Source organism: Microcoleus sp. CZ3-B2 (genome assembly GCF_036705055.1).
In the GTDB taxonomy this organism is placed as follows: domain Bacteria; phylum Cyanobacteriota; class Cyanobacteriia; order Cyanobacteriales; family Microcoleaceae; genus Microcoleus.
Genome location: NZ_JAUBTN010000084.1, coordinates 1 through 20,589 on the forward strand (window position 1 = coordinate 1; position 20,589 = coordinate 20,589).

Annotated in this window: 25 protein-coding genes; 17 read left to right on the forward strand and 8 right to left on the reverse strand. The window is 43.0% G+C overall.

The window, feature by feature from the left end; all coding sequences use genetic code 11:
- Positions 1-363 precede the first annotated feature (363 nt).
- The 4 genes from QUA97_RS25545 to QUA97_RS25560 all read left to right on the forward strand — a co-directional run bounded on the left by QUA97_RS25545 (position 364) and on the right by QUA97_RS25560 (position 4,230).
- Entirely contained in the window at positions 364-1,620 is a 1,257-nt protein-coding gene (locus QUA97_RS25545; protein WP_194070519.1) for an ABC transporter substrate-binding protein, read from the forward strand.
- A 70-nt stretch (positions 1,621-1,690) separates the two neighbouring features.
- Positions 1,691-2,641: a branched-chain amino acid ABC transporter permease gene (locus tag QUA97_RS25550; RefSeq protein ID WP_194070518.1), complete on the forward strand. Its 951-nt coding sequence runs from the start codon at positions 1,691-1,693 to the stop codon at positions 2,639-2,641.
- Positions 2,642-2,688: 47 nt separating this feature from the next.
- Positions 2,689-3,258, forward strand: coding sequence for a GNAT family N-acetyltransferase (locus tag QUA97_RS25555; protein ID WP_194070517.1), 570 nt, complete (start codon positions 2,689-2,691; stop codon positions 3,256-3,258).
- A 36-nt stretch (positions 3,259-3,294) separates the two neighbouring features.
- Entirely contained in the window at positions 3,295-4,230 is a 936-nt protein-coding gene (locus QUA97_RS25560; RefSeq protein ID WP_194070516.1) for a branched-chain amino acid ABC transporter permease, read from the forward strand.
- Between the two features lie 98 nt (positions 4,231-4,328).
- Here QUA97_RS25560 and QUA97_RS25565 read toward each other — a convergent pair whose 3' ends face one another.
- A complete protein-coding gene (locus tag QUA97_RS25565; protein ID WP_333196966.1) occupies positions 4,329-5,573 on the reverse strand; it encodes an SGNH/GDSL hydrolase family protein in 1,245 nt (414 codons plus the stop codon).
- 258 nt (positions 5,574-5,831) lie between these two features.
- On the opposite strand from QUA97_RS25565, the gene QUA97_RS25570 reads away from it, so the two are divergent.
- Positions 5,832-6,338: a hypothetical protein gene (locus tag QUA97_RS25570; protein ID WP_194070514.1), complete on the forward strand. Its 507-nt coding sequence runs from the start codon at positions 5,832-5,834 to the stop codon at positions 6,336-6,338.
- 96 nt (positions 6,339-6,434) lie between these two features.
- A complete protein-coding gene (locus QUA97_RS25575; RefSeq protein ID WP_194070513.1) occupies positions 6,435-7,076 on the forward strand; it encodes a Uma2 family endonuclease in 642 nt (213 codons plus the stop codon).
- 154 nt (positions 7,077-7,230) lie between these two features.
- Here the strand turns inward: QUA97_RS25575 and QUA97_RS25580 are convergent, their stop codons facing one another.
- Complete coding sequence (locus tag QUA97_RS25580) at positions 7,231-9,102, reverse strand: serine/threonine-protein kinase (protein ID WP_194070512.1); 1,872 nt, start codon at positions 9,100-9,102, stop codon at positions 7,231-7,233.
- A 262-nt stretch (positions 9,103-9,364) separates the two neighbouring features.
- The gene (locus QUA97_RS25585) at positions 9,365-10,324 is read right to left on the reverse strand and encodes an aldo/keto reductase (protein ID WP_333196971.1); all 960 of its coding nucleotides are present in this window, start codon (positions 10,322-10,324) and stop codon (positions 9,365-9,367) included.
- A 125-nt stretch (positions 10,325-10,449) separates the two neighbouring features.
- Between QUA97_RS25585 and QUA97_RS25590 the strand changes: the two genes are divergently transcribed.
- A complete protein-coding gene (locus QUA97_RS25590; RefSeq protein WP_333196973.1) occupies positions 10,450-11,061 on the forward strand; it encodes a DUF1802 family protein in 612 nt (203 codons plus the stop codon).
- 17 nt (positions 11,062-11,078) lie between these two features.
- Here QUA97_RS25590 and QUA97_RS25595 read toward each other — a convergent pair whose 3' ends face one another.
- The 3 genes from QUA97_RS25595 to QUA97_RS25605 all read right to left on the reverse strand — a co-directional run bounded on the left by QUA97_RS25595 (position 11,079) and on the right by QUA97_RS25605 (position 13,264).
- Complete coding sequence (locus tag QUA97_RS25595; protein ID WP_333196975.1) at positions 11,079-11,723, reverse strand: ABC transporter permease; 645 nt, start codon at positions 11,721-11,723, stop codon at positions 11,079-11,081.
- Positions 11,724-11,866: 143 nt separating this feature from the next.
- Complete coding sequence (locus QUA97_RS25600) at positions 11,867-12,625, reverse strand: ATP-binding cassette domain-containing protein (protein WP_333196977.1); 759 nt, start codon at positions 12,623-12,625, stop codon at positions 11,867-11,869.
- Positions 12,626-12,706: 81 nt separating this feature from the next.
- Complete coding sequence (locus QUA97_RS25605; protein WP_333196979.1) at positions 12,707-13,264, reverse strand: NUDIX hydrolase; 558 nt, start codon at positions 13,262-13,264, stop codon at positions 12,707-12,709.
- Between the two features lie 234 nt (positions 13,265-13,498).
- Here QUA97_RS25605 and QUA97_RS25610 point away from each other — a divergent pair, with 234 nt between their 5' ends.
- Together QUA97_RS25610 and QUA97_RS25615 are read left to right on the forward strand one after the other, a co-directional pair.
- A complete protein-coding gene (locus QUA97_RS25610) occupies positions 13,499-13,624 on the forward strand; it encodes a hypothetical protein (protein ID WP_333196981.1) in 126 nt (41 codons plus the stop codon).
- Positions 13,625-13,711: 87 nt separating this feature from the next.
- Positions 13,712-13,969 (forward strand): hypothetical protein, encoded by a 258-nt coding sequence (locus tag QUA97_RS25615; RefSeq protein ID WP_194070506.1) that lies wholly within the window; start codon positions 13,712-13,714, stop codon positions 13,967-13,969.
- Between the two features lie 255 nt (positions 13,970-14,224).
- Here the strand turns inward: QUA97_RS25615 and QUA97_RS25620 are convergent, their stop codons facing one another.
- The gene (locus QUA97_RS25620) at positions 14,225-14,644 is read right to left on the reverse strand and encodes a hypothetical protein (RefSeq protein WP_194070505.1); all 420 of its coding nucleotides are present in this window, start codon (positions 14,642-14,644) and stop codon (positions 14,225-14,227) included.
- A 509-nt stretch (positions 14,645-15,153) separates the two neighbouring features.
- Between QUA97_RS25620 and era the strand changes: the two genes are divergently transcribed.
- The 6 genes from era to QUA97_RS25650 all read left to right on the forward strand — a co-directional run bounded on the left by era (position 15,154) and on the right by QUA97_RS25650 (position 19,466).
- Entirely contained in the window at positions 15,154-16,065 is a 912-nt protein-coding gene (gene era, locus QUA97_RS25625) for a GTPase Era (protein WP_228042427.1), read from the forward strand.
- 159 nt (positions 16,066-16,224) lie between these two features.
- A complete protein-coding gene (locus QUA97_RS25630) occupies positions 16,225-16,809 on the forward strand; it encodes a Uma2 family endonuclease (protein ID WP_333118299.1) in 585 nt (194 codons plus the stop codon).
- A gap of 32 nt (positions 16,810-16,841) precedes the next feature.
- Entirely contained in the window at positions 16,842-17,420 is a 579-nt protein-coding gene (locus QUA97_RS25635; RefSeq protein WP_333196985.1) for a Uma2 family endonuclease, read from the forward strand.
- A 71-nt stretch (positions 17,421-17,491) separates the two neighbouring features.
- Positions 17,492-17,722: a DUF433 domain-containing protein gene (locus QUA97_RS25640; RefSeq protein WP_006634608.1), complete on the forward strand. Its 231-nt coding sequence runs from the start codon at positions 17,492-17,494 to the stop codon at positions 17,720-17,722.
- Complete coding sequence (locus tag QUA97_RS25645; RefSeq protein ID WP_333067434.1) at positions 17,719-18,051, forward strand: DUF5615 family PIN-like protein; 333 nt, start codon at positions 17,719-17,721, stop codon at positions 18,049-18,051. Before QUA97_RS25640 ends, QUA97_RS25645 begins: the two co-directional genes overlap by 4 nt.
- Before the next feature lie 290 nt (positions 18,052-18,341).
- Positions 18,342-19,466: a PD-(D/E)XK nuclease family protein gene (locus QUA97_RS25650; RefSeq protein WP_333196988.1), complete on the forward strand. Its 1,125-nt coding sequence runs from the start codon at positions 18,342-18,344 to the stop codon at positions 19,464-19,466.
- Positions 19,467-19,517: 51 nt separating this feature from the next.
- On the opposite strand, the gene QUA97_RS25655 is transcribed toward QUA97_RS25650, so the two are convergent.
- Complete coding sequence (locus QUA97_RS25655) at positions 19,518-19,712, reverse strand: hypothetical protein (RefSeq protein WP_333196990.1); 195 nt, start codon at positions 19,710-19,712, stop codon at positions 19,518-19,520.
- On the opposite strand from QUA97_RS25655, the gene QUA97_RS25660 reads away from it, so the two are divergent.
- Complete coding sequence (locus QUA97_RS25660) at positions 19,706-19,927, forward strand: hypothetical protein (protein WP_194070498.1); 222 nt, start codon at positions 19,706-19,708, stop codon at positions 19,925-19,927. The two genes, QUA97_RS25655 and QUA97_RS25660, sit on opposite strands and share 7 nt — an antisense overlap.
- Entirely contained in the window at positions 19,920-20,342 is a 423-nt protein-coding gene (locus QUA97_RS25665; RefSeq protein ID WP_194070497.1) for an aspartyl protease family protein, read from the forward strand. The genes QUA97_RS25660 and QUA97_RS25665 overlap by 8 nt, the downstream gene beginning before the upstream one ends.
- Positions 20,343-20,589: the final 247 nt, after the last annotated feature.

Here is a 20,589-nt window from a genome sequence, read left to right on the forward strand (position 1 = left end):
CTCTATCTTCATTTTTTTGACGAGGTTTATAGTGCTTTAAGCTTTCAAACTATTCTTTTTTCTAGGTTCAGTTTTTTGCCTTAGATCCGCGGTGTGAACCGCCTTCTCTTTGGCGCTTTATTAATATATCAACTCTCCCCTGAGTTGTCAAGCTTTTTTGCAAAGTTTTCTGCTTGATTTGGAAGTCATAGGCAGCAAGGGTTTCCACTGCTGAGTCAAATCAATTCTATTATTACCGGGTTCTGGTTATCCGGATATCGCTTCTTTTGATCGGTATTAGTAAGGTTTTTTCAGGGGACTCTTCCGCCAATGGGTAGAATATCTGTACAGACAGATGTTCTATATATATATGTTCGATCGCCCATGAAAAACCCTACTACTCGTCCTAGTGCCTTATTCGTTACCTGCGCTTCACTGCTGATTGGTTGCAGTCAGACCAACACTCCCCAGACCTCTACAACAGTATCTACAGCTACTTCGCCATCTCCGGGAGCTTCGCCACAGGGTGCGGGTGCGGTGAACTCAGCCGCTATTCCCGTTGGAGTTGGGGTGGCGCAAACCAGCAATGTCGCCTTACTTGGCCAGGAACAGGTGGCTGGGGCGAAAATTGCTGAAAAGTATTTCAACGATCGCGGCGGTGTGGATGGGACGCCGATTAGAGTGGTGTTACAAGATACGGGTGGAGATGAACAGGGGGCGATCAATGCTTTTAATACTTTGATCAATCAGGATAAAGTGGTGGGTATTGTGGGCCCAACTCTATCGCAACAGGCTTTTGGTGCAGATCCGATCGCCGATCGCGCCCAAGTACCCGTACTCGCACCCTCCAACACAGCTAAAGGCATTCCCCAGATTGGCGATTATGTCGCCAGAGTCTCCGCGCCCGTGGCCGTGGTAGCACCTAATGCAGTTAAAGCGGCCCTTAAGCAAAATCCCAATATCAAGAAAGTAGCCGTGTTTTTTGCTCAGAATGATGCTTTTAGCAAATCTGAGACTGAAACTTTCCAGAAAACAGTTAAAGAGATGGGACTGGAATTGGCAACAGTTCAAAAATTCTTGACTACTGATACAGATTTCCAATCTCAAGCCACTAATGCGATCAATGTCAAGCCCGATTTGATAATTATTTCCGGGTTGGCGGCAGACGGAGGTAATTTAATTAAGCAGTTGCGGGAGTTGGGCTACAAAGGCGTTATTATTGGGGGCAACGGTCTGAATACTTCCAACGTATTTACTGTTTGCAAGGCTCTTTGCGATGGGGTTTTGATTGCCCAAGCATACAGCCCGGAATATCAGAATGAAGTTAATAAGGCTTTGCGCGACGCTTATCGCGCCCAATTTAAGAAAGAACCGCCTCAGTTTAGCGCTCAAGCTTTTACTGGGGTACAAGTTTTTGTTGAGTCATTAAAAGCAATTAATGCTCAGTCTAAGATTAGTGAAAAGCCTTTAGCCCAATTGCGGACAAAGCTGAATCAGCAGTTGTTGATAGGTAAGTACGATACGCCTTTAGGGGAAATTTCTTTTACGCCGGAAGGTGAAATCAATCAGAAAAATTTTTATGTGGCACGGATTAAAATGGATGCGGATGGAAATAACGGTAGGTTTGAGTTTTTGAAATAAACGAAGAAAGAAAAATTTGAGCTTATTTGTGATTCAATGACTTAAATTGATACCCATTTTTTAACTGGCGATGGACTTAACTCTGTTTGTGCAACAATTTCTGAATGGTTTGTCGATCGGCAGCGTGTATGCTATTTTTGCACTGGGATACACGCTGGTGTTTTCTATTCTAGGAATTATTAATTTTGCTCACGGTGCAGTCTTTACTGTGGGTGCTTATTTCACCTATACGCTGATGGGGGGCGCTTTCGGTTTTAACGGGTTGTTAGCTAATGCGAGAATTCCCGTACAATTGCCTTTTGCTGTGGCGCTAATTTTGGGTAGTACACTGGCTGGTTTGGTGGGAGTAATTGTGGAAAGAGTTGCTTTTTTGCCTTTACGCCGCAGAAACTCAGATCCTCTGCTGACGGTGGTTTCTAGTTTGGGAGCGGCAGTGGCGATCGCCAATATTATTCAATATCTTGTCGGTGCAGAAATTTACACTTTTCCTGCTAACACTTACGGCTATTTGCCTGCAGCAATTAACTTCGGAACAGTAGATAAACCTATTCCGATTCGGACTGTTCAAATAGTGATTTTTGCGGTATCAGTTGCGATCGTGGCTGTTTTAACTTACTTAATAAATTTCACTAAGTTTGGGAAGGCAATGCAGGCGGTAGCCGAAGATGCTACCACTTCTAGTTTGTTGGGAATTGATACTGATAGATATATTATTTTGACGTTTTTTGTGAGCAGTTTTCTGGCGGGCTTGGCCGGGGGTTTGGTGGGTTCTAGTGTGAGTATTGCTGGGCCGTATTTTGGTATTGCTTTTGGTTTGAAAGGTTTGGCTGTGATTGTGCTGGGTGGGTTGGGGAGTATTCCTGGGGCGGTTTTGGGTGGGTTTGTAATTGGTTTGGTGGAGGCTTTTGTGCCGGGTGATTTTTCGGCTTATAAGGATGCTGTGGCTTTTGGTATATTGTTTATGATGCTGTTGGTTCGGCCGCAGGGTTTGTTTGGGCGGCGTTTGATTCAAAAAGTGTAGGATTATTTGCAATAACTCTAGTACATCAGTTGCTAAATGGATATTATATGAAATTAGAAATTCCATTAATTGTAAGCAATCGCCTTTTATTGCGATTGGCTAATCAAGACGATATCTGCAAAATTATTATTTTTTACAGTGACAACCAAAGATTTTTTACTCCCTGGCACAGACAATGGGCAGAGGATTTTTTAACTGAAAGTTATTGGCAAAAAAAAGTAGAGAAAGATTGCCAAGGATTTGAGTCTGACAAATCTTTAAAGCTGTGGATTTTTGAGAAGGATAATCCTGAGTATATTGTCGGTAACGTTAATTTTGATAATTTTGTAAGAGGAGCAGGTCATTTCTGCTTTTTGGGATATAATCTGGCAGAATCGCAACAAGGTAAAGGTTATATGACTGAATCTGTGCGAGTTGCAATCCAATATGTGTTTGCAGAGTTGAATTTACATCGCATTATGGCAAATTATATGCCTCACAATCAACGCAGTGGTAATCTACTGAGACGATTGGGATTTATGGTGGAAGGTTACGCCAGAGACTATTTGTTCATAAATGGTCGGTGGGAAGACCATATTCAGACTAGCTTAATCAATCCAAATTGGAAACCAAGTTAATCAGATTTTTTGGGATAATTGCAAATTTAAAATTAAATGAATACATTTTTTACTACTTATGGGTTTCTGATTGTCTCGATGTTGTTGGGTGCAATGTTGGGATTGTCACTATATTTGCCTTTAATGACTGGACAATTGTCTCTCGCTAGCCCCGGTTTTTATGCTTTGGGCGGGTATATTGCGGCGATTTTGTCTACGACGGTGTTTCAAACGACGGGTGGCTTATTTCCGCTGCCGTTGCTGTTATTGGAGATGATAATTGCAGGGGCTGTTTCGGGGTTGCTGGGTATTTTGGTGGGTATTGCGGCGCTGCGGTTGCGGGGGATTTATTTGGCGATCGCCACTATTGCTTTTGTGGAAATTCTGCGAGTTTTATCCCTGAATCTGGATATTACTGGCGGGGCTGTGGGGATTTTTGGAATTCCGCAACCGTTTGCAACGTCGATCGAGTATTTGTGGATTGTACTGCCTTTGCTGCTGGTCAGTATGGCGATTCTGTACCGACTGGAACGCATCCGGGTGGGACGGGCTTTTGCGGCGATTCGGGCTGATGAGTTGGCGGCTGATGCGATCGGCATTAACCCGACTTTTTATAAGGTTCTGGCTTTTGCATTGGGTGCTATTTTAGCAGGGGTTGTCGGTGCGGTTAGCGCGCATTTCCTCAATACTTGGAACGCCCGTCAAGGTACTTTTGATGCTAGTATTATTTACTTAACTTTTGTGTTGATTGGTGGTAGTAGAACTTTTGTCGGGTCGGTTTTGGGCGGGATAGTTTTTACTGCTTTGCCGGAGGTTTTGAGGGGGATGGCGACTATTCAGGGATTGCCGCTTTGGCTGGCGCAATTTCTGCGGGATGGACGGTTAATTATTTTTGGGTTGCTGATTGTCGTAGGGACGATATTTTTTCCGCAAGGGTTGGTGACACCGGAGTTGTTGAAGAAGTTTAGAAAGGGCGATCGCACTTCTGTGTAAAAACAGATAGTGTTACGATTTCGCCCCATCATCATCAATGGCTATATCAATGATGTACAATTATTAAGAATTTTATTATTTAGGTGAGAAGAATCATATTACTTTTGCTTGACTAGGGCGTTATTGTTGGTGGAATCCTTACCTTCTGCTTTGAACCGATCGCATAAGTTTTGTGCCATAAGTTGAGCAACTTGTTCATGACCTTGACTATTCCAATGACCGTCACAGCGCATAGCATTGGGAAAGCCATGTACGCAAGTTTTATTTTTTTCTGCATACTCTCGCAATCGCGGGACTGTATCCAATGTCGTAATATTGAGGCGATCGCCAAGGGCTTTGATTCTCTGATTAGGATAATACAAGTCCTTAATTCTAAATCGTTTCACATAGCTTTGACGCATCATAGGCTCAGGATTGACTTGAACTCCCGAACTGACAATCAAAATCATAAAATCTGCTTTTTGGGTCTTGACTTCCCGATTCATTAGTGTAATTAATCCTTCTGTTACTTGCCAAGCCTCTTTCCATACTGGATCGATAGGTTCTTGAAAGTTATGACCTGAGCGCTTTTTGTCTATGGTATCAACTAGACGTTTCTTATTATTTAAATCAATTTGTCTAACTAACCGCAAAATGCGTGAATGATTGACCAACCAAGTCGGAAGATAATCAACAGATGAAAACTCTAAATAGTTATGTTGTCTTTGTGAAATATTCAACCCTGAATTATCTAGAACTAATTCGCCATTATTATATACAAAAAATGGCTTGCGTTTAGAAAATTCAAGTTTTTTTGAATTATTAATGATATCGTTGCCAGGAAGAAAAGCTAAGAGCACTAAATCCGGAGAATATTGCCAGACTTTATGGCGCAGAGTGATTAGTTCTTGATCCGTCCCATAGCCCTGAACGCCAAAATTAATTACCTCTACTTTCCGATCGCCTAAAGCAGTACATTGTTTATTGAGTTGCTTTCTCATTTTCCACCAAAAAGTATTTTCCATCGGTACTTGTAAAGATTCGGCAAAGGAATCTCCCAACACTGCGATCCGAAAAGTTTTTTGTGGTTTTTCTTTAGTATGTTCGCGATCGCGCAAACCATCTTTATTTGCGCGAATTAAGGAGCGATCGCCTTCCCCCTGCCACTCGAAAGACGCACCCGGTTTCAATGACCAACCAGCGGGATCGTCTAATGTGTAACTTGCAAAAGAAGCAAGATCGCTTGGTTTTTCTATACCTTTAATTCCCCCCAGATGCAAAGCTAATTCTCCCATAAAAACACCAGCCATAATTCCTCCCAAAATTAGGCTGAGTTTTTGCGCCCATAAACTTAGTTTTTTCATTTTAGTTTTTTTATAAATAAAAGTCTAGTCTAAATCGCCGTGACTATCTCAAAAAGACAATCCCTACAGACAATTAATGTTTTTCTTGCGAAGCTAATTTTATGCTTTCGAGTATCATAGACCGATCGCCCAAAACTGAAAAGTGAAAAAAGACGGAAAAAGACGGGTCTTTATAAAATGTGGATGCAAGGCGGAAAAAGACGGAAAAAGACGGAAAAAGTCGGCTATACTAACCGTAGTTCTCTGAAAACCCTACTGATGGACACTGCCCATATATTGCAATTTGTAGATGAAGTGCTCAGCGCGAAGACAGGCAAACGTCTAAATGACTTGCAGCGTAAAATTATAGAGGGAATACTTAAGCGACAAAAGTATTATTATATTGCAGATACTTATGGCTGTACGGCTGGTCATGCTAAGGATGTAGGTTATAAGCTTTTACAAATATTATCTAATGTTTTTGGTGAACCAGTTGACAAAGGTAATCTGGAATCTGTTTTAGAACGGCAATTAAATCTGAATATAAATTTTGGCGATCGCCCTACTAATTTTGGTAATAGCCACACAATTAACTATATCAATGGTTGCTCAGAACTACCCACTCCTACGCCATATAAAAGTCAGCTTGCGACTCCCGACTACCATGACGGCACGAATCAAGGTAAAACTGAAATGGTTGGTAAGTTACGGGAGTTGGGCTTGAAGGATGAGCAAATTGCAGGGGTGCTAGGACTAGCCTTGGATGTGGTGAAGCAGGTAGATTGAAAAGAATGAGTTTATTTGTAGTCTCAAACCCTTTATCTGAACCAGTGGTGACTCTGGGTTGAAACACATATAATTCAGTCAGGAGGTATAAGTTTTATGTTCGCAGTCGTCACCCCAGAAAAGATTCATTTGCCACCAGGAACACTGATAAAATTTCCCGGTAGTTGGCAGGATTACCAAGCGCTTGTAGAACAATTGGGCGATCGTTCAATTCCGCGCATCAAATATCGACCAGGAGAGATTTTATTAATGTCCCCTTTACCCGTACACGGAAAACAAGCTCATATTATCGCAATTGTGGCAATAGTTCTACTAGATTACTTGGGCAAAGATTATGAAGCGTTTACGCCAATTACGATGGATTTGCCGGAGGTAAGAGGGATTGAACCAGATTATTGTTTTTATATCGATAATTGCGCCGCCATTCTGGGTAAAGATCGGATTGCTTGGGGTGTTGAACCGCCACCCGATCTAGTAATTGAAGTGGATGTCACTAGCTACACTAATTTGGATGATTACTTGCCTTATCAAGTGCCGGAAGTGTGGCTGTTTAAGAAAAATAGGCTCATAATTTACGGCTTGCAAAACGATCGCTATGTCGAAAGTTCCATCAGCCGTTATTTTCCCAATTTTAATGTATCAGAGATTGTGGAGGAATGCTGGCAAATGTCGCGCGATCGCCATACAAGTACAGTAATTCGGGAGTTGCGGCAAAAAATTGAGAGGGAGAACGGTTGAATCATCGTGTCCGGTGAATGGATTGTAATTCCTGTAGAGGCAGGCGATGCCCTGAACGTAGGCGAAGGGTTCACCAACAATAATTGCCTAAAACCGAAAATTATCATAAACCTGCCCCCGCCCAACGACTATAAATAATTTTGATGGTGGGTCATCAAACAAACATCATATTCTGCCAAATCTTAATAGTTTTGTCACTGCTGCCGCTAGCCAAAAACTCTCCTTCCGGGGTAAAATTTACGGAATAAACAGAGTTTGTATGACCTAAAATATTACAAAGTTCTTGACCATTTTTTACCCGCCAAATCTTGATAATTTGATTGCTACTGCTGGCAATTACTTCGCCATCGGGACTAAACGCGATCGAATCTACATACCAAGAATGACCTGCAATTGTTAAAATTTCTTGCCAATCTTTGACCCACCAAATTTTGATAGTATTGTCGTGACTGCCACTCGCCAGAAACTCTCCATTGGGACTAAAAGCTACACAACGCACACAGTCTGTATGACCAGTCAGCGTGCGAATTAGCTTGCCATCTTTGACTCGCCAAATCTTAATAGTTCTGTCCCAACTGCTGCTAGCCAGAGTTTCTCCGTCAGGACTGAAGGCGACGCAGTAAACTAAGTTACTGTGACCGCTAAATGTGCGGATTTCTTGCCCGTCTTTCACGCGCCAAAGCTTAATTGTTTTGTCCCAACTGCTGCTAGCCACAGTTTCGCCGTCGGGACTGAAAACTAAGCCATAAACTGAGTTGCTGTGACCTGTAAGCGTGCGGATTTCTTGCCCGTCTTTCATCCGCCAAAATTTGATTGTTTTGTCGTGGCTACTGCTGGCAAGTATCTTTCCATCGGGGCTAAAAACTACTGTATGAACTGAGTTGGTGTGTCCGGCGAGAGTTACTATTTCTTGCCCGTCTTGTACTTGCCAAAGCTTGATTGTTTTGTCATCGCTACCGCTGGCGATCACTTCTCCGTTAGGGCTGAAAGCTACAGAGGAAATTAAATTTTTGTGTCCAGTTAAAGTGTGAATACATTGCCAGTTATGAGTTGGCTGAGGGGGCGGATTGGGATTGGCGGCAGGTTTGACTGCTTTGGTAATTGTTTGAGGAATGGTGAGTTTACTAGCTGCTTCTGGATTCAGTTGAGTTAAGACTTCAACAGCAGTTTGATAGCGACGGTTCGTAGCATTTTCAATCAATTGGTCTAAGATTTTGCCTGTTTCTTCACTCACCGGATTGTTTGCCAAATATTGCCGCCAAATCCAGGCATCTTCGCCCGGATCGAAGAGATCAAAGGGAGAAACTTGAGTTAGCAAATACAGGCAAGTTACGCCTAAACTGTACAAATCACTGGTAAAAAATGCTTTGCCTCTGGCTTGTTCTGGGGCGATGTATTCGGGGCTACCGATGCTAGTTCCTGTTTTGAGTAAAGCTGTACCTGTAGCTATTTTTGCTGCACCAAAGTCTACTAAAACTAATTGTTTGTCGGCGCGGCGGATGATGTTTTCGGGTTTGATATCTCGGTGAATTACGTTGTGGGAGTGGATGAAGTGAAGTACGGGTAATAAGCTGTTGAGTAAGTCTTGAATTTGAGTTTGTGTAAACGTACCTTCTGTTGCTACAATTTGTGCTAGATTTTGTCCGTCGATAAATTCTTGGACTACATATTGTCGGTTGTCTTGGATAGAATATGCTAAGAGTTCGGGAATTTGAGGATGTTTCCCTAATTCGTCTAATCGCATTGCTTCTTGTTCAAAAAGTTCGGCTGCTTTTTTGCTATTGCGATTGCTGGCTGATGGGATGAGTGGGGTTTCTGGGGGTAAGAATTGTTTGATAACGCAGCGGGGTTTTGATGGTTTGTCTTCGTCAACGGCGAGTAATGTTCTGCCAAAACCTCCTTGTCCGATCGCCTTTATGGCCCGATATCTGTCGCGCAACAGCAGTTTTGACCGGCAATTTCGGCAAATTTTGGCTGTATCCGGGTTTTCGGGCTTGGAACAGTTGGGGTTTAGGCAATAACTCATTCGATTTTAGATTTTGAATTTTAGATTATTTGTATCAGGCAGTAAATATTATACCTGTTTCCAGAGTCTAGATAATTTGGCTTGTAGTGAGGATTTTAGTCATTTTATCCTAGATAAAGAGAGACTTCAGTCCTCATTACGAACATTTAAAAATTAACATAAAATACCAAATTTGGTTTTTAGTGAGGACTTTAGTTATCTTTTTCGAGTTGGGGAAATAAGGAATTCAGTCCTCACTACGAACCTGGGGAAATTAACTATTTTAAAAGTTCCACATGACTGGGTTGTCATCTAAACTATCGGTGACTGTTCGCCCGATCGCGTCTATTGCTTTTAAGTCCTCTTGACTCAGCTTTACTTCGGCAGCTTTGGCATTAGCGGTGGCTTGTTCGGCATTGCGCGCGCCAACAATTGCGTTGGTTTGCGGCTGGGCGATTAACCAGGCTAATGCTAAATTGCCCAAGCTTGTTTGGTGGCGATCGGCAATTGGCCTGAGTTGATTTAATGCTGTTTGCACTCTGGCGTAATTTTCCTTGATAAACAGCTTGCTTTTGGCGCGGTGATCGCCTTCTTCAAATTTGTGTTCTGGCCCAAATTTACCTGTTAATATTCCTTGAGCTAAAGATGAGTAGGCAAGGATTGAGATATTATTTTCTACACAGTAGGACATGGCCTCTTTTTCTACCCAGCGCCAAAACAGAGAATAGGGCGGTTGCAAGCTGTCGATGCGTCCGTATTGGGCGGCTTCTGCTATTTGGACGCGGGAGAAGTTGGAAACGCCGATCGCCCGAATCTTCCCCTGTTCTTTTAATTTGTTCAGCGCGTCCATTGTTTCTGCAATGGGCACTAATTCGGAATTCCAAGTCCCGGCGGGCCAGTGGATTTGGTAAAGGTCGATATAATCGGTGTTGAGGTTTTTTAGCGATCGATCGCACGCCTCGACTACCAAATCGGGTTTCAGGTGGTTGGCAAAAACTTTGCTAGCATAAACTACTTGCGATCGCACATCTGAAAGCGCTTTGCCGATAATTTGTTCCGAATGTCCTTCTCCGTAAACCTCCGCCGTATCAAAGGTGGTAATACCGGCCTCAAAAGCGGCGCGCATTGCTTTGACAGTTTCGGCATCCTCAATTCCCACCCACATCCGCTTCCCAGCTTGCCAAGTCCCCATAATTATCGGGCTAATTTGAATTCCCGATATCCCCAATTGTCGCTTTTCCATAGCTATAGCCCTAATTTGGATTTTTACTATTTACCCTCAAACTATCTAATTTTAACAGAAAAAAGTTGTTATAATTGCTGTAAATTACCGATTTTGTTACTTTGGTTAAAACCAAACTAAATCCTATGAAATCAACTACTCGCGCGCTGAAAGAATGGAATGTAGCGGTTAATGCTTTGGAAACTGGCAAAACAATTGTGCTCTTGCGAAAGGGCGGAATTCGCGAGCAAGCAGGACAGTTTAATGTTGCTGACAAGCAGGTTTTGCTTTATCCAACTTTTGAACACCAACAGCCTGATTTATTAAAGCCAGATTTTGCGAGTCAGGTAAAAACGGTAGAATCTGGTTGGCATCCAGAATTTATTAAAATTAGCAGTTGGGCTGAGATTACCGATGTTTTTTTGGTAGCTTGGGAACCTGCAATTACGGCGCTTTTTCCTTACCATATCTGGAATGAAAAATTTGTCGGCGACCGCCTGAAATGGAAACAAAATCAGCCAATTTATATTTTACTACTGCGGGCTTATCGGTTAGCCCAAAATCTAGAAATTCCGTACATTTCTGCCTACGGCGGTTGCCGTTCTTGGATAGATTTGGCTAGTCCTATTTCCCTGGAAGGAAGCGAAGCTGTTTTATGCAATCGAGAATACCTTGAACGTTCTAATGAAATCCGCAGTTTGATGGTAAATCCTCCGAATGCTTCTGGTTCGCAGAAAATCACACAACTGACGATTTGATCGTTCCGACTTCAGTCTTAATTAATACTTTTTAATGTACTTTTCGAGAGGCGTATTTCTACTAAACCCAGCCCAAAATCTGCTGCTAATGCCATTAAAGCTGACGGAATTGCCCCAGCTAAAAGTAACTGATTGTTGACTGTAGCAACGCCGCGAAAAATAAACACGCCCAAGCCGCCGGCACCAATTGCAGCGGCGATCGTTGCTAGCCCGATCGCAATTACCGCAGCAACTCGTACTCCCGCCAAAATTACGCCCAGCGCTAGGGGAAGTTCTACTTGCCATAACAGTTGCAGATCCGTCATTCCCATACCTCTCCCGGCTGCTACGATCGCCGGATCGACACCGACAATCCCGGTATAAGTGTTGCGGATAATGGGCAGTAGGGAATAAAGTGTGAGGGCGATGATTGCGGTGCGATCGCCTATTCCTCCCACAACGGGCATCGGAATGAGCAAGCCAAACAAAGCTAAACTGGGAATTGTTTGCATAATATTTGCAAATCCCAAAATCGGCTTTTTCAATTGGGGTTTTCTCGTTACTAAAATACCGAGGGGAATCCCGACAATAATTGCGATCGAAATTGCCACAGTTACTAAATATAAGTGTTCGAGTACGCGCTGAATTATCTCCGTACCGTACCGATTTAGAAATTCTATCATTGGGTAATTGGTAATTGTTAATTTATTATTGTGTTATAATCAAATGTCTCGTAGGGGCGGGTTCGCCCATATCTTTAATTCCCCGCGATCAGCTTAAAAAACCCGCCCCGCCTATACTAAAAACGAGAAATGCAAACATAATTTTACCCAGTTCCAGGTAATTGGAAACATTCAATAAATGCCAAAGCTTCTGGATGCTGAGATTTTAGAAAATCATCCGGCGAGCCCAATTCAACCAATCGTCCATCCTGCATCAAACCAATTTTAGAAGCTAACAAAAAAGCTTCTTGAATGCTGTGAGTTACAAAAATCACAGTTTTGCCCAGTTGCTGCTGCAATTGACCGAATTCCCGCTGCAATTCCAGGCGAGTAATCGGGTCTAAAGCGCCAAACGGTTCGTCCATTAACAGCATCGGAGGGTCTGCCGCCAGTGCTCTGGCGACACCCACTCGCTGCCGCTGTCCGCCAGATAACTGATGGGGATAACGTTTGGCGAAGTGCTGCGGATCGAGGTTGACTAATTCTAACAGTTGGCGGACGCGAGATTGAATACGCGATCGCTCCCAACCTTCCAATTTCGGGACTAAACCGACATTTTGCTCGACGGTAAAATGGGGAAACAAACCGATTTCTTGAATTACATAGCCAATTTTTCGCCGCAGTTGAATTGGGTTCCATTCAGTTGTCGCTTTTCCCATGACAAGCACTTCACCGCTAGTTGGTGCGAGTAAATTGTTAATCAATTTCATGGTAGTAGTTTTGCCGCTACCGCTGCGTCCCAGCAATACTAAAACTTCTCCTTGCAGCACTTGAAAATTGATTTTTTCTACTAAATACCTGCGGTTGAGACGGTATGTCACTTCAAGGCATTCGACAGCAACTTCATGATTATTGACAGCCATGATTAATTTCGGTGATGTTGGTTGTAATAAATCGTCAATCGGCTAGCGTCGCGAAACAATTTAAAATCTAAAATCCCAAATCTAAAATCTAAAATTGTCGTGGTTTTGCCATTCTAGCAACAAGGCTCGACATTGGAGGCAAGTTAATTTTTTGAGCAAGTCTCGAATTCCGTCGGGGGTGACAGGATATACAGCGCCGAGAAGTTCGGGGTTGACTGTGGCTGTCGGGTGCAATTCTGCCACAAAACCGTAGAGTTTTTGATTGGAGAATGAACTGTTGATTGCCCAGCCTGTGGTGTTGAGGGGTTGGATGCGGGCGATCGCACTTTCTGTCACGCCTAGTTCTTTTTTGATTATAGCTGGAACTGCCGCTGCTGGCGTTACTGCTTCTGGTACGCGACCGCCGGGAAAATCGAGGGTGGCGGATGCTACGCCGGGGCGATACGTCGGTGAGGGAAACAACAATTTGTCAGCTTGAACAGTCAAAATTACAACTGAATCTGCTCTTTCTACTCGCCAATATTCTACTATTTTTCCTTCGGTAGTTTCGAGATGTTCGGCGATTAGCTTTACCCAATGAGAGTTGATTTCTACAAAACGATCTAGGGTTTTCCAGTGGGATTTTCGGTTTTGGTTCATGTTGTTAGTTGTTAGTTGTTAGTTATTAGTTATTGGTTAGTGGTTATTGGTTATGAGTTATTAGTTATTGGTTATTAGTTATTAGTTGTTAGTGCTGTCCCCCTGAGCTTTCCGTCCAACGTCCAACGTCATCAGGCAGAAGGCAGAAGGCAGAAGGAATAGGGAACAGGCAAAAAATCATTAAGAATATCCTAAGCGTTGGCTATGGTTGCTATAAATCAGAGGTTGTTGGCTATGGTAGTCGAAAGGTCGATCGGCTATTTGGGCGATCGACCTTTCGACCTTAGAGCCACTTTTCCCCTCTCGATTGTAAATTTTTGCAACAAACTACACGTTCACCCTGATAATTCAGTAACATAGACTACATAATCAAAATTTATCTGCAGCTCTGGGTTGTTAAAACCCCGCAAGGAGTGCAGACTCTTAGCTCGACAGACAGGAGTAATTATGCAACTGCAAACAGATATTCGTACTTGGCAACCGCCAGCCGGCATCACGAGCGATCGCGATCGGGAAAGATTCGGCTGCGCCGTACCTGCACCCAAATTGGCTCCTAACCTGTGGGTAAGATTGTTCAATCCCCCAACAGCATTCAGTTTTGACGAAGCGCGGCTGTTGTGTCAGCACTCCGAGGACAAGTGGCTAGCTTGGATTCCCGATCATGGGGAAATTTTGCTGAATACGAATGAATTTTGCGCTACTTAATCAAAAATTAAAGTGTGGAAATCCATATCTTTCAGGCTTCAAAGCATATTTTTGGAAAAAACCAGGTCTTTTCGGAATTATCTCGTTTGTAGTGAAGACTTCAGTCCTCAAGGATTAAGCAGGACTAGAGTTTTCACTACAAACCAATTAATTAAAATTTTGACAACAAAAAGAGCAGTAGAAAACCTATTGCTCTTTTTGTTTTGTGCAAAAACACTCTCTAGTTTTTGTCTTCAGACAGCGGAACTTACTCGCTTATTTGCAAACAGCACGGTTATTGGCGTTTCTGACAATGGTGCCTACTCTGCCATTAATCATAATCGGGTTTTTGGTGCTGGCTCGAATCAAGCGGGGCTGTTTACCCAGACATTCTTTGATTGATTCTGACCAGGCGGTGAGAGCGCTGGTGTATTCTGTACGAGTCGCTGGTGCGCGAAACTGATCGGTAATTATGTGATCCGTGGTGATGCTAGTGTCTGTAGCAACATTCGTAATAATTGGAAAGTCAAAGTTTTTTGGCAAGGTTCTGTCAGGTATTTTGCCAGGTACTATCTGGTAATTCATCGAGCCACCCTTGTAGTCAATACTTGCTTCGGGGGTTGTTTGAGCGAAGGCTGGAATAGGCAAGCTTGCTACCAAGACGGTGCAGCAACTCCAAAATAATTTCGATTTCATCCGATTCATCTCCTCAACTGTATGACGATTAGCACTAATTAGATAGGCTCCAAAAACATTAGCTTATATTTATCAAAAATATGATGCTAATGAGCTTTTTATCTGAAGTTTGACCCACCTAATTTTTTAATATACATCCTCAAAAATGTGAAAACTGGTTTGCCTGACAAACTGTAAAATGGTTTCAGTTGAGTAAGACATTTACACATCTGAAGTTGTTACAGTATGGGAGACTCGATTTGACCAGAATGATTGATTTTTGATTGTTGTTATGGGAACTTTATCAAATTTTGTCTCAGATATCAAGTTTTGCCGATCGCACATCACATCTTAACACTGTCCCAGCAGCTCGATCGCCCTTTGAGTGTTACGCGCTATACCAGGACGAGAAAGATGCTACAGTGCATCAATGGGCGTTTGAGTGTTTTCAAGCGACAATAGGCAGAGAAGGGGCTTGAAAATAGGTGAATTTAGTGGAAGATAGCAAGATTATAGACTTATCGGAAATCATGGGTGTTCCCGCGGCTCCTGCGGGTTACAAATCGGGCTTTGTGGGTATTATCGGGCGGCCGAATGTCGGCAAATCCACGCTGATGAATCAGTTGGTGGGGCAGAAAATTGCGATTACTTCGCCGGTGTCTCAGACGACGCGCAACAGGCTGCGGGGCATCCTGACGACACCTGAAGCACAAATTATTTTTGTCGATACTCCCGGAATTCACAAGCCGCACCACCAATTGGGTAAGGTTTTGGTGCAGAATGCCCGCACCGCGATTCAGTCTGTGGATGTGGTGCTGTTTGTGGTGGATGGTTCGGTGGAATCGGGTGGGGGCGATCGATATATTATCGAAATTCTCAGCAATTGCAAAATTCCGGTGATTTTGGGGATGAATAAGTTGGACGAACAACCGGAGGATTCCGTGTTGATCGATCGCACTTACGAGCAAATTGTCAACCCTGAGTGGCCAGTCGTCAAGTTCTCGGCGCTTACGGGCGAGGGTGTCGAACCGCTGCAACAATTGTTAATCGAACATCTGGAGGTTGGGCCCTATTATTATCCGCCCGATTTGGTGACTGACCAGCCGGAACGCTTTATTATGGGCGAATTGATTCGGGAACAGATTTTGCTGCTGACGCGGGAAGAAGTGCCGCATTCTGTCGCAATTGCGATCGACATCGTTCAAGAAGAAGCCAAAATTACGCGAATTCTGGCGACAATTCACGTCGAACGGGATTCCCAAAAAGGTATTTTAATCGGTAAGAGCGGCAGTATGCTGAAGTCGATCGGCAGCGCGGCCCGCGAACAGATTCAAAAGTTAATTGAAGGCAAAGTGTATTTAGAGTTATTTGTCAAGGTGCAGCCGAAGTGGCGGCAGTCCCGCACCCGTTTGGCAGAATTGGGCTATCGCGTGGAAGAATAAAACTTTGGTGGTTTGCGGGATGTTCGCGATCGCATCCCTCTTTAAAAACTGTCCAAATTATTCTAAAAAGGCTTCCTGCAAAAAATGTTTGTGTGAGACTAAAATAGGGAATATAAATAAACTCCATTACCTATTACCTACCACTCATTACCTAAAAGAATGATTGCCGGAAAAGAAAACTTTCCTCAAATAACCCCAGAAGAATACTTTGCCTGGGAAGAACAGCAGCTAGAAAAGCATGAGTATATCGACGGTCAAGTCTACGCCATGAGTGGCGGCAGCGTAAACCATAGCCGCATTGCCGTCAGACTCACAACCCTATTCTCGAATCATCTAGAAAACAGCAGTTGCGAAACCGGAAACTCCGATTTGAGAGTCAACGTCATTGGAACCAAAAACTACATCTACCCCGATGCAAGTATAACGTGCGACGATCGCGATAAAACCACAACCCAATACATTACTTACCCCTGCTTAATTGTTGAAGTTCTCTCTCCCAGCACCGAATCCTATGACAGAGGTGGCAAATTTAGAATGTATCGCAAAAATCCAGTCTTACAAGATTATTTATTAGTCAGTTCCACCAGTATCGAAATGGACTTGTATCATAAAAATGATGCTGGTGAATGGCTCATTATTAACTACCAAGCAGGCGACACTATAGAACTCAAAAGCATCAATCTCAGTTTTGCGATCGAACAAGTCTATCGCAACCTCGACCTTACTCCAGAAACAACACCTTAAAATTGATAGAGCGATTAAATTAGGAGATTGTTATGATTGCAGCTAGAGAGCAGGAGCGGTACTTTACACCTGAAGAGTATTTTGCTTGGGAGGAGCAACAATTAGAAAAGCACGAGCTAATCGATGGTCGCGTATATGCGATGAGTGGCGGGACTAGAAATCACAGTGATATCGCTGGAAACTTTTTAACGACAATCAAGCCCCATCTGCGGGGTAGTGGTTGTAAAACATACAATTCTGACTGCCGCGTAAATATCCTCAATACTCGCAACTATACCTATCCCGATCTGAGTGTCACTTGCGATCGGCGAGATAATTCTAGCCCTCAATATATTACCTATCCCTGTTTGATTGTTGAGGTTTTATCGGATAGTACCGAGGCTTACGACCGAGGCAAGAAGTTTGAAAAATATCGCCGCAACCCGAATTTAATTGATTATGTGTTGGTGAGTTCTGATGAGATGGCGATCGATATTTATCACAGAAATGATGCGGGGGATTGGTTGATTCTGAGCTATCGAGCGGGCGATCGCGTTGAGCTTAAAAGTATTGGGTTGAGTTTGGCGATCGAGCAATTCTATGAAGAAATTGTTTTCGAGCAGAAATCTTGAATTTATAAATGGATTTATGAGGATACATTCTATGTAGCTTCACAGAAAAATAGTATTACCGAGTGTTTCTTATGAACTACCGAAACCACATCACGATCGAGGCAAATAAACGCGGTGGTAAGCCTTGTGTACGCGGCTTGCGAATTACGGTTTATGAAGTGCTTGAGTACCTGGCTTCCGAGATGACCGAAGCAGAAATTCTCGACGATTTCCCCGATCTGACGCGAGAAGATTTAAAAGCCTGCATTGCTTATGCTGCTGACCGCGAGCGTCGGTTTATGACCGCGACCTTATCGGCATGAAATTACTTTTTGATGAAAATTTGTCGCCCAAGTTGCCGAATCGTTTGAGCGATATTTTCCCAAATTCGCTTCACGTTCGAGATGTGGGAATGAAAGCAACGATCGACCCAATAGTTTGGGATTATGCAAAAGACAATAATTTGATGATTGTCTCGAAAGACGCGGATATGCACGACCTGAGCTTAGTATTTGGGAATCCACCGAAAGTTATTTGGCTTCGACTTGGAAACTGTTCGACATTGCAAATTGAAAATTTGCTGCGTCGGGAGTTCAACGCGATCGAATTATTTTATGAAGATGAGAATTTATCGCTGCTTGCTTTATCATAATAGACCGATCGCCGAAAGTGTGCGATCGACTCTAATCTCAAAGATAATAAAGATAGCTTTTTTCAGTGCGACGGCTTAAGTGTTTAAGTTGAATTGTGCGGCGAACTCGATCGAGGAAAGAAGATTCCGATGGGGAGTAAGAAGGGGTTGATATACATCCTTGAGCTGCGGTATTATTCGACTATATCCAGTATTGTACCGCAACTGCGATACAATTATAAGTTAGGTAGCTTGAGCCTCTGGCTAGGGCCGTACGGTAAACTCACTTGTTGAGAGTAAAACATAGGTGAATGTTAGTGGCGCTTTTCAGTCGGCTCTTAAATCTCAATACAGGCAGTATTCCGCTAGAAGATTTCTTCACTGAGTTGGTCGCCTACCTCTTCAGTACAGACAAGGAAATTCTCTATTCTTGGCTTAAGAATTTAAACTTATTGGATATAAATATTTATTTGGATGCCTATGTTTCAACACAGAGGGAGTTTGAGCCTCTTGATGATCATCGTTTAGCTAGCCGCCCAGATATCTTAATTGAGCTAGTAGATGCTAAAAGTCGTAGCATCATCTTTATCGAAAGTAAGATTGGCTCTCAGGAAGGCTACGAGCAGCTTTCAAGGTATGCCGAGATTTTGCATGGAATTTCAGGGTTCCAGCACAAATTTCTTTTGTACATTACTCGTGATTTTGATCCAAAAGATCAAGCAGATATTTTCAAGAATATTTCTCAATCTACCGTTCAGTTCAGGCAATTGAGGTGGCATCAGTTCTATCGATTTTTGAAATCTCAGGCAGATACAATGCTTGTTAAAGAAATTGTGACATTTATGGATGAGTATCGCATGGCACATAACAATCAGTTCTCTTCTATTGACGTGATTGCGTTAGCAAATTTCACAAAATCACTAAAACTTATGGAAGAGACAATGTGGGGAGAAGTCAGTCAGCGCTTTGAGAAAGTTCTGGGAGCAATTAAGCAAAAGTCTACAGCTCTTACCCAGATTCAATGGCATGGGCGGTATTTAATGACTGCCTCAATGCCAAGTGGAAGATGGTGGTGTGGTCTAGGCTTTATTCTAAAGACATCACATTTAACTGATTACCCAATAGTACGTCTCGTACTTGAAGTAGATCCTAATTCACCGCGTCGAGCAGAAATTATTGAAACGATGAAAGATATTTGCGAACAGTACGGTTGGAGGGGTTATAACTTAGATAGCTCAAAAGACTGGGCAGGAATAGTTCGAGACAAAAGTTTACAGGATTTTCTTTCTGAAGAAGACCATGTGGTGGCTGTCAAAAGATTTTTCCTGCAAGCACTAGATGAGTTAGAAAAGATCAAAGATCAGTATTCAAAACTTCCTTGGGTAGCAATTCAAGGCAATGGAGAAAGCTCTGATGATACGTTGCCAGCTACCTAACAAATCGTTGCAACGGCGGAATAAAGATAATCGGTGGGGATGCCAGGGTTACTAACCGCCGTTGAACTCAATCGTTATCTCGTAAATGCTGCCTGACTTTGGAGATGATTCGGAAGCTCGATCGAGAGCTTGACCTACAGAAAATTGGTAGAATAATATAGACACGCTTCGATCGCGCACCATGCAACAAGCTAGTAGATCCAATCTTTTCGCCAAACCTCGAACGAGGAGATTCTCAAATGCCATTGGCTGAACTAATGTCACAGATCCAGGAACTTTCAAAAATTGACAAGCTTCGGCTGATGCAGTTTCTGGCAACAGAACTGGTCAAAGAAGAAGATGCAACAAACTTTTTTGTTGCCGATCGAGAGTATCCGGTCTGGTCGCCTTACAATTGCTCTGAGGCTGCCAATGTTTTAATGAATCTTCTGACGACAAAACAACAAGAACAGAATGGTTGACGCTCAGAGATTTCCCTACAAAATCATTGACAGCAGTCTTGGCATGGTCGATCGAATGCCGTATCTGCCATTGACACTCAGCCTGAACGGTCAATCCTTAAACGCTGAGGGCTTACTAGATACAGGTGCAAGCGTTAATGTTTTGCCCTACGAGTTAGGGCTACAACTGGGCTTAGTCTGGGAAAATGAGACACTCTCAATCCTATTGGCTGGGAATTTGGCTCGATTTGAAGCCCGCGCAGTCGTTGTCAACGCTCGAGTTAGTTCATTCCCAACGCTTAACCTGGCATTTGCCTGGACACAAGCAACCAATGTACCTTTGATTTTGGGGCAAGCTAATTTCTTCTTCGAGTTTGATGTCTGTTTCTTCCGGGCACGTTCAGAATTTGAAATCCGTCCTAAGCAGAGTGAATAGAAATGAAGACACTCCAACTATACCGTTATCTCGTAAATGCTGCCTGACTTTGGAGATGATTCGGAATCTCGATCGAGAATTAAGGATTCCGGTGGATAAATGTCGCCCTACATTACCAACACTAATTGCTGCTTTATTTTACGATTTATCAACAGATAAAGAAATCAAAATCCGTTACATAAGACTTACCCAAAGCTACCCAGCTTTATACAAAGCTGGACTTTGAACCTTACTTCCTGTTTCATTC

Excerpts from the sequence above, each read along its gene's own strand:
- QUA97_RS25545 (WP_194070519.1), top strand. The coding sequence starts at position 364 with ATGAAAAACCCTACTACTCGTCCTAGTGCCTTATTCGTTACCTGCGCT.
- QUA97_RS25550 (WP_194070518.1), top strand. The coding sequence starts at position 1,691 with ATGGACTTAACTCTGTTTGTGCAACAATTTCTGAATGGTTTGTCGATC.
- QUA97_RS25555 (WP_194070517.1), top strand. The coding sequence starts at position 2,689 with ATGAAATTAGAAATTCCATTAATTGTAAGCAATCGCCTTTTATTGCGA.
- QUA97_RS25560 (WP_194070516.1), top strand. The coding sequence starts at position 3,295 with ATGAATACATTTTTTACTACTTATGGGTTTCTGATTGTCTCGATGTTG.
- QUA97_RS25565 (WP_333196966.1), bottom strand. The coding sequence starts at position 5,573 with ATGAAAAAACTAAGTTTATGGGCGCAAAAACTCAGCCTAATTTTGGGA.
- QUA97_RS25570 (WP_194070514.1), top strand. The coding sequence starts at position 5,832 with ATGGACACTGCCCATATATTGCAATTTGTAGATGAAGTGCTCAGCGCG.
- QUA97_RS25575 (WP_194070513.1), top strand. The coding sequence starts at position 6,435 with ATGTTCGCAGTCGTCACCCCAGAAAAGATTCATTTGCCACCAGGAACA.
- QUA97_RS25580 (WP_194070512.1), bottom strand. The coding sequence starts at position 9,102 with ATGAGTTATTGCCTAAACCCCAACTGTTCCAAGCCCGAAAACCCGGAT.
- QUA97_RS25585 (WP_333196971.1), bottom strand. The coding sequence starts at position 10,324 with ATGGAAAAGCGACAATTGGGGATATCGGGAATTCAAATTAGCCCGATA.
- QUA97_RS25590 (WP_333196973.1), top strand. The coding sequence starts at position 10,450 with ATGAAATCAACTACTCGCGCGCTGAAAGAATGGAATGTAGCGGTTAAT.
- QUA97_RS25595 (WP_333196975.1), bottom strand. The coding sequence starts at position 11,723 with ATGATAGAATTTCTAAATCGGTACGGTACGGAGATAATTCAGCGCGTA.
- QUA97_RS25600 (WP_333196977.1), bottom strand. The coding sequence starts at position 12,625 with ATGGCTGTCAATAATCATGAAGTTGCTGTCGAATGCCTTGAAGTGACA.
- QUA97_RS25605 (WP_333196979.1), bottom strand. The coding sequence starts at position 13,264 with ATGAACCAAAACCGAAAATCCCACTGGAAAACCCTAGATCGTTTTGTA.
- QUA97_RS25610 (WP_333196981.1), top strand. The coding sequence starts at position 13,499 with ATGGTAGTCGAAAGGTCGATCGGCTATTTGGGCGATCGACCTTTCGAC.
- QUA97_RS25615 (WP_194070506.1), top strand. The coding sequence starts at position 13,712 with ATGCAACTGCAAACAGATATTCGTACTTGGCAACCGCCAGCCGGCATC.
- QUA97_RS25620 (WP_194070505.1), bottom strand. The coding sequence starts at position 14,644 with ATGAAATCGAAATTATTTTGGAGTTGCTGCACCGTCTTGGTAGCAAGC.
- era (WP_228042427.1), top strand. The coding sequence starts at position 15,154 with ATGGGTGTTCCCGCGGCTCCTGCGGGTTACAAATCGGGCTTTGTGGGT.
- QUA97_RS25630 (WP_333118299.1), top strand. The coding sequence starts at position 16,225 with ATGATTGCCGGAAAAGAAAACTTTCCTCAAATAACCCCAGAAGAATAC.
- QUA97_RS25635 (WP_333196985.1), top strand. The coding sequence starts at position 16,842 with ATGATTGCAGCTAGAGAGCAGGAGCGGTACTTTACACCTGAAGAGTAT.
- QUA97_RS25640 (WP_006634608.1), top strand. The coding sequence starts at position 17,492 with ATGAACTACCGAAACCACATCACGATCGAGGCAAATAAACGCGGTGGT.
- QUA97_RS25645 (WP_333067434.1), top strand. The coding sequence starts at position 17,719 with ATGAAATTACTTTTTGATGAAAATTTGTCGCCCAAGTTGCCGAATCGT.
- QUA97_RS25650 (WP_333196988.1), top strand. The coding sequence starts at position 18,342 with ATGTTAGTGGCGCTTTTCAGTCGGCTCTTAAATCTCAATACAGGCAGT.
- QUA97_RS25660 (WP_194070498.1), top strand. The coding sequence starts at position 19,706 with ATGCCATTGGCTGAACTAATGTCACAGATCCAGGAACTTTCAAAAATT.
- QUA97_RS25655 (WP_333196990.1), bottom strand. The coding sequence starts at position 19,712 with ATGGCATTTGAGAATCTCCTCGTTCGAGGTTTGGCGAAAAGATTGGAT.
- QUA97_RS25665 (WP_194070497.1), top strand. The coding sequence starts at position 19,920 with ATGGTTGACGCTCAGAGATTTCCCTACAAAATCATTGACAGCAGTCTT.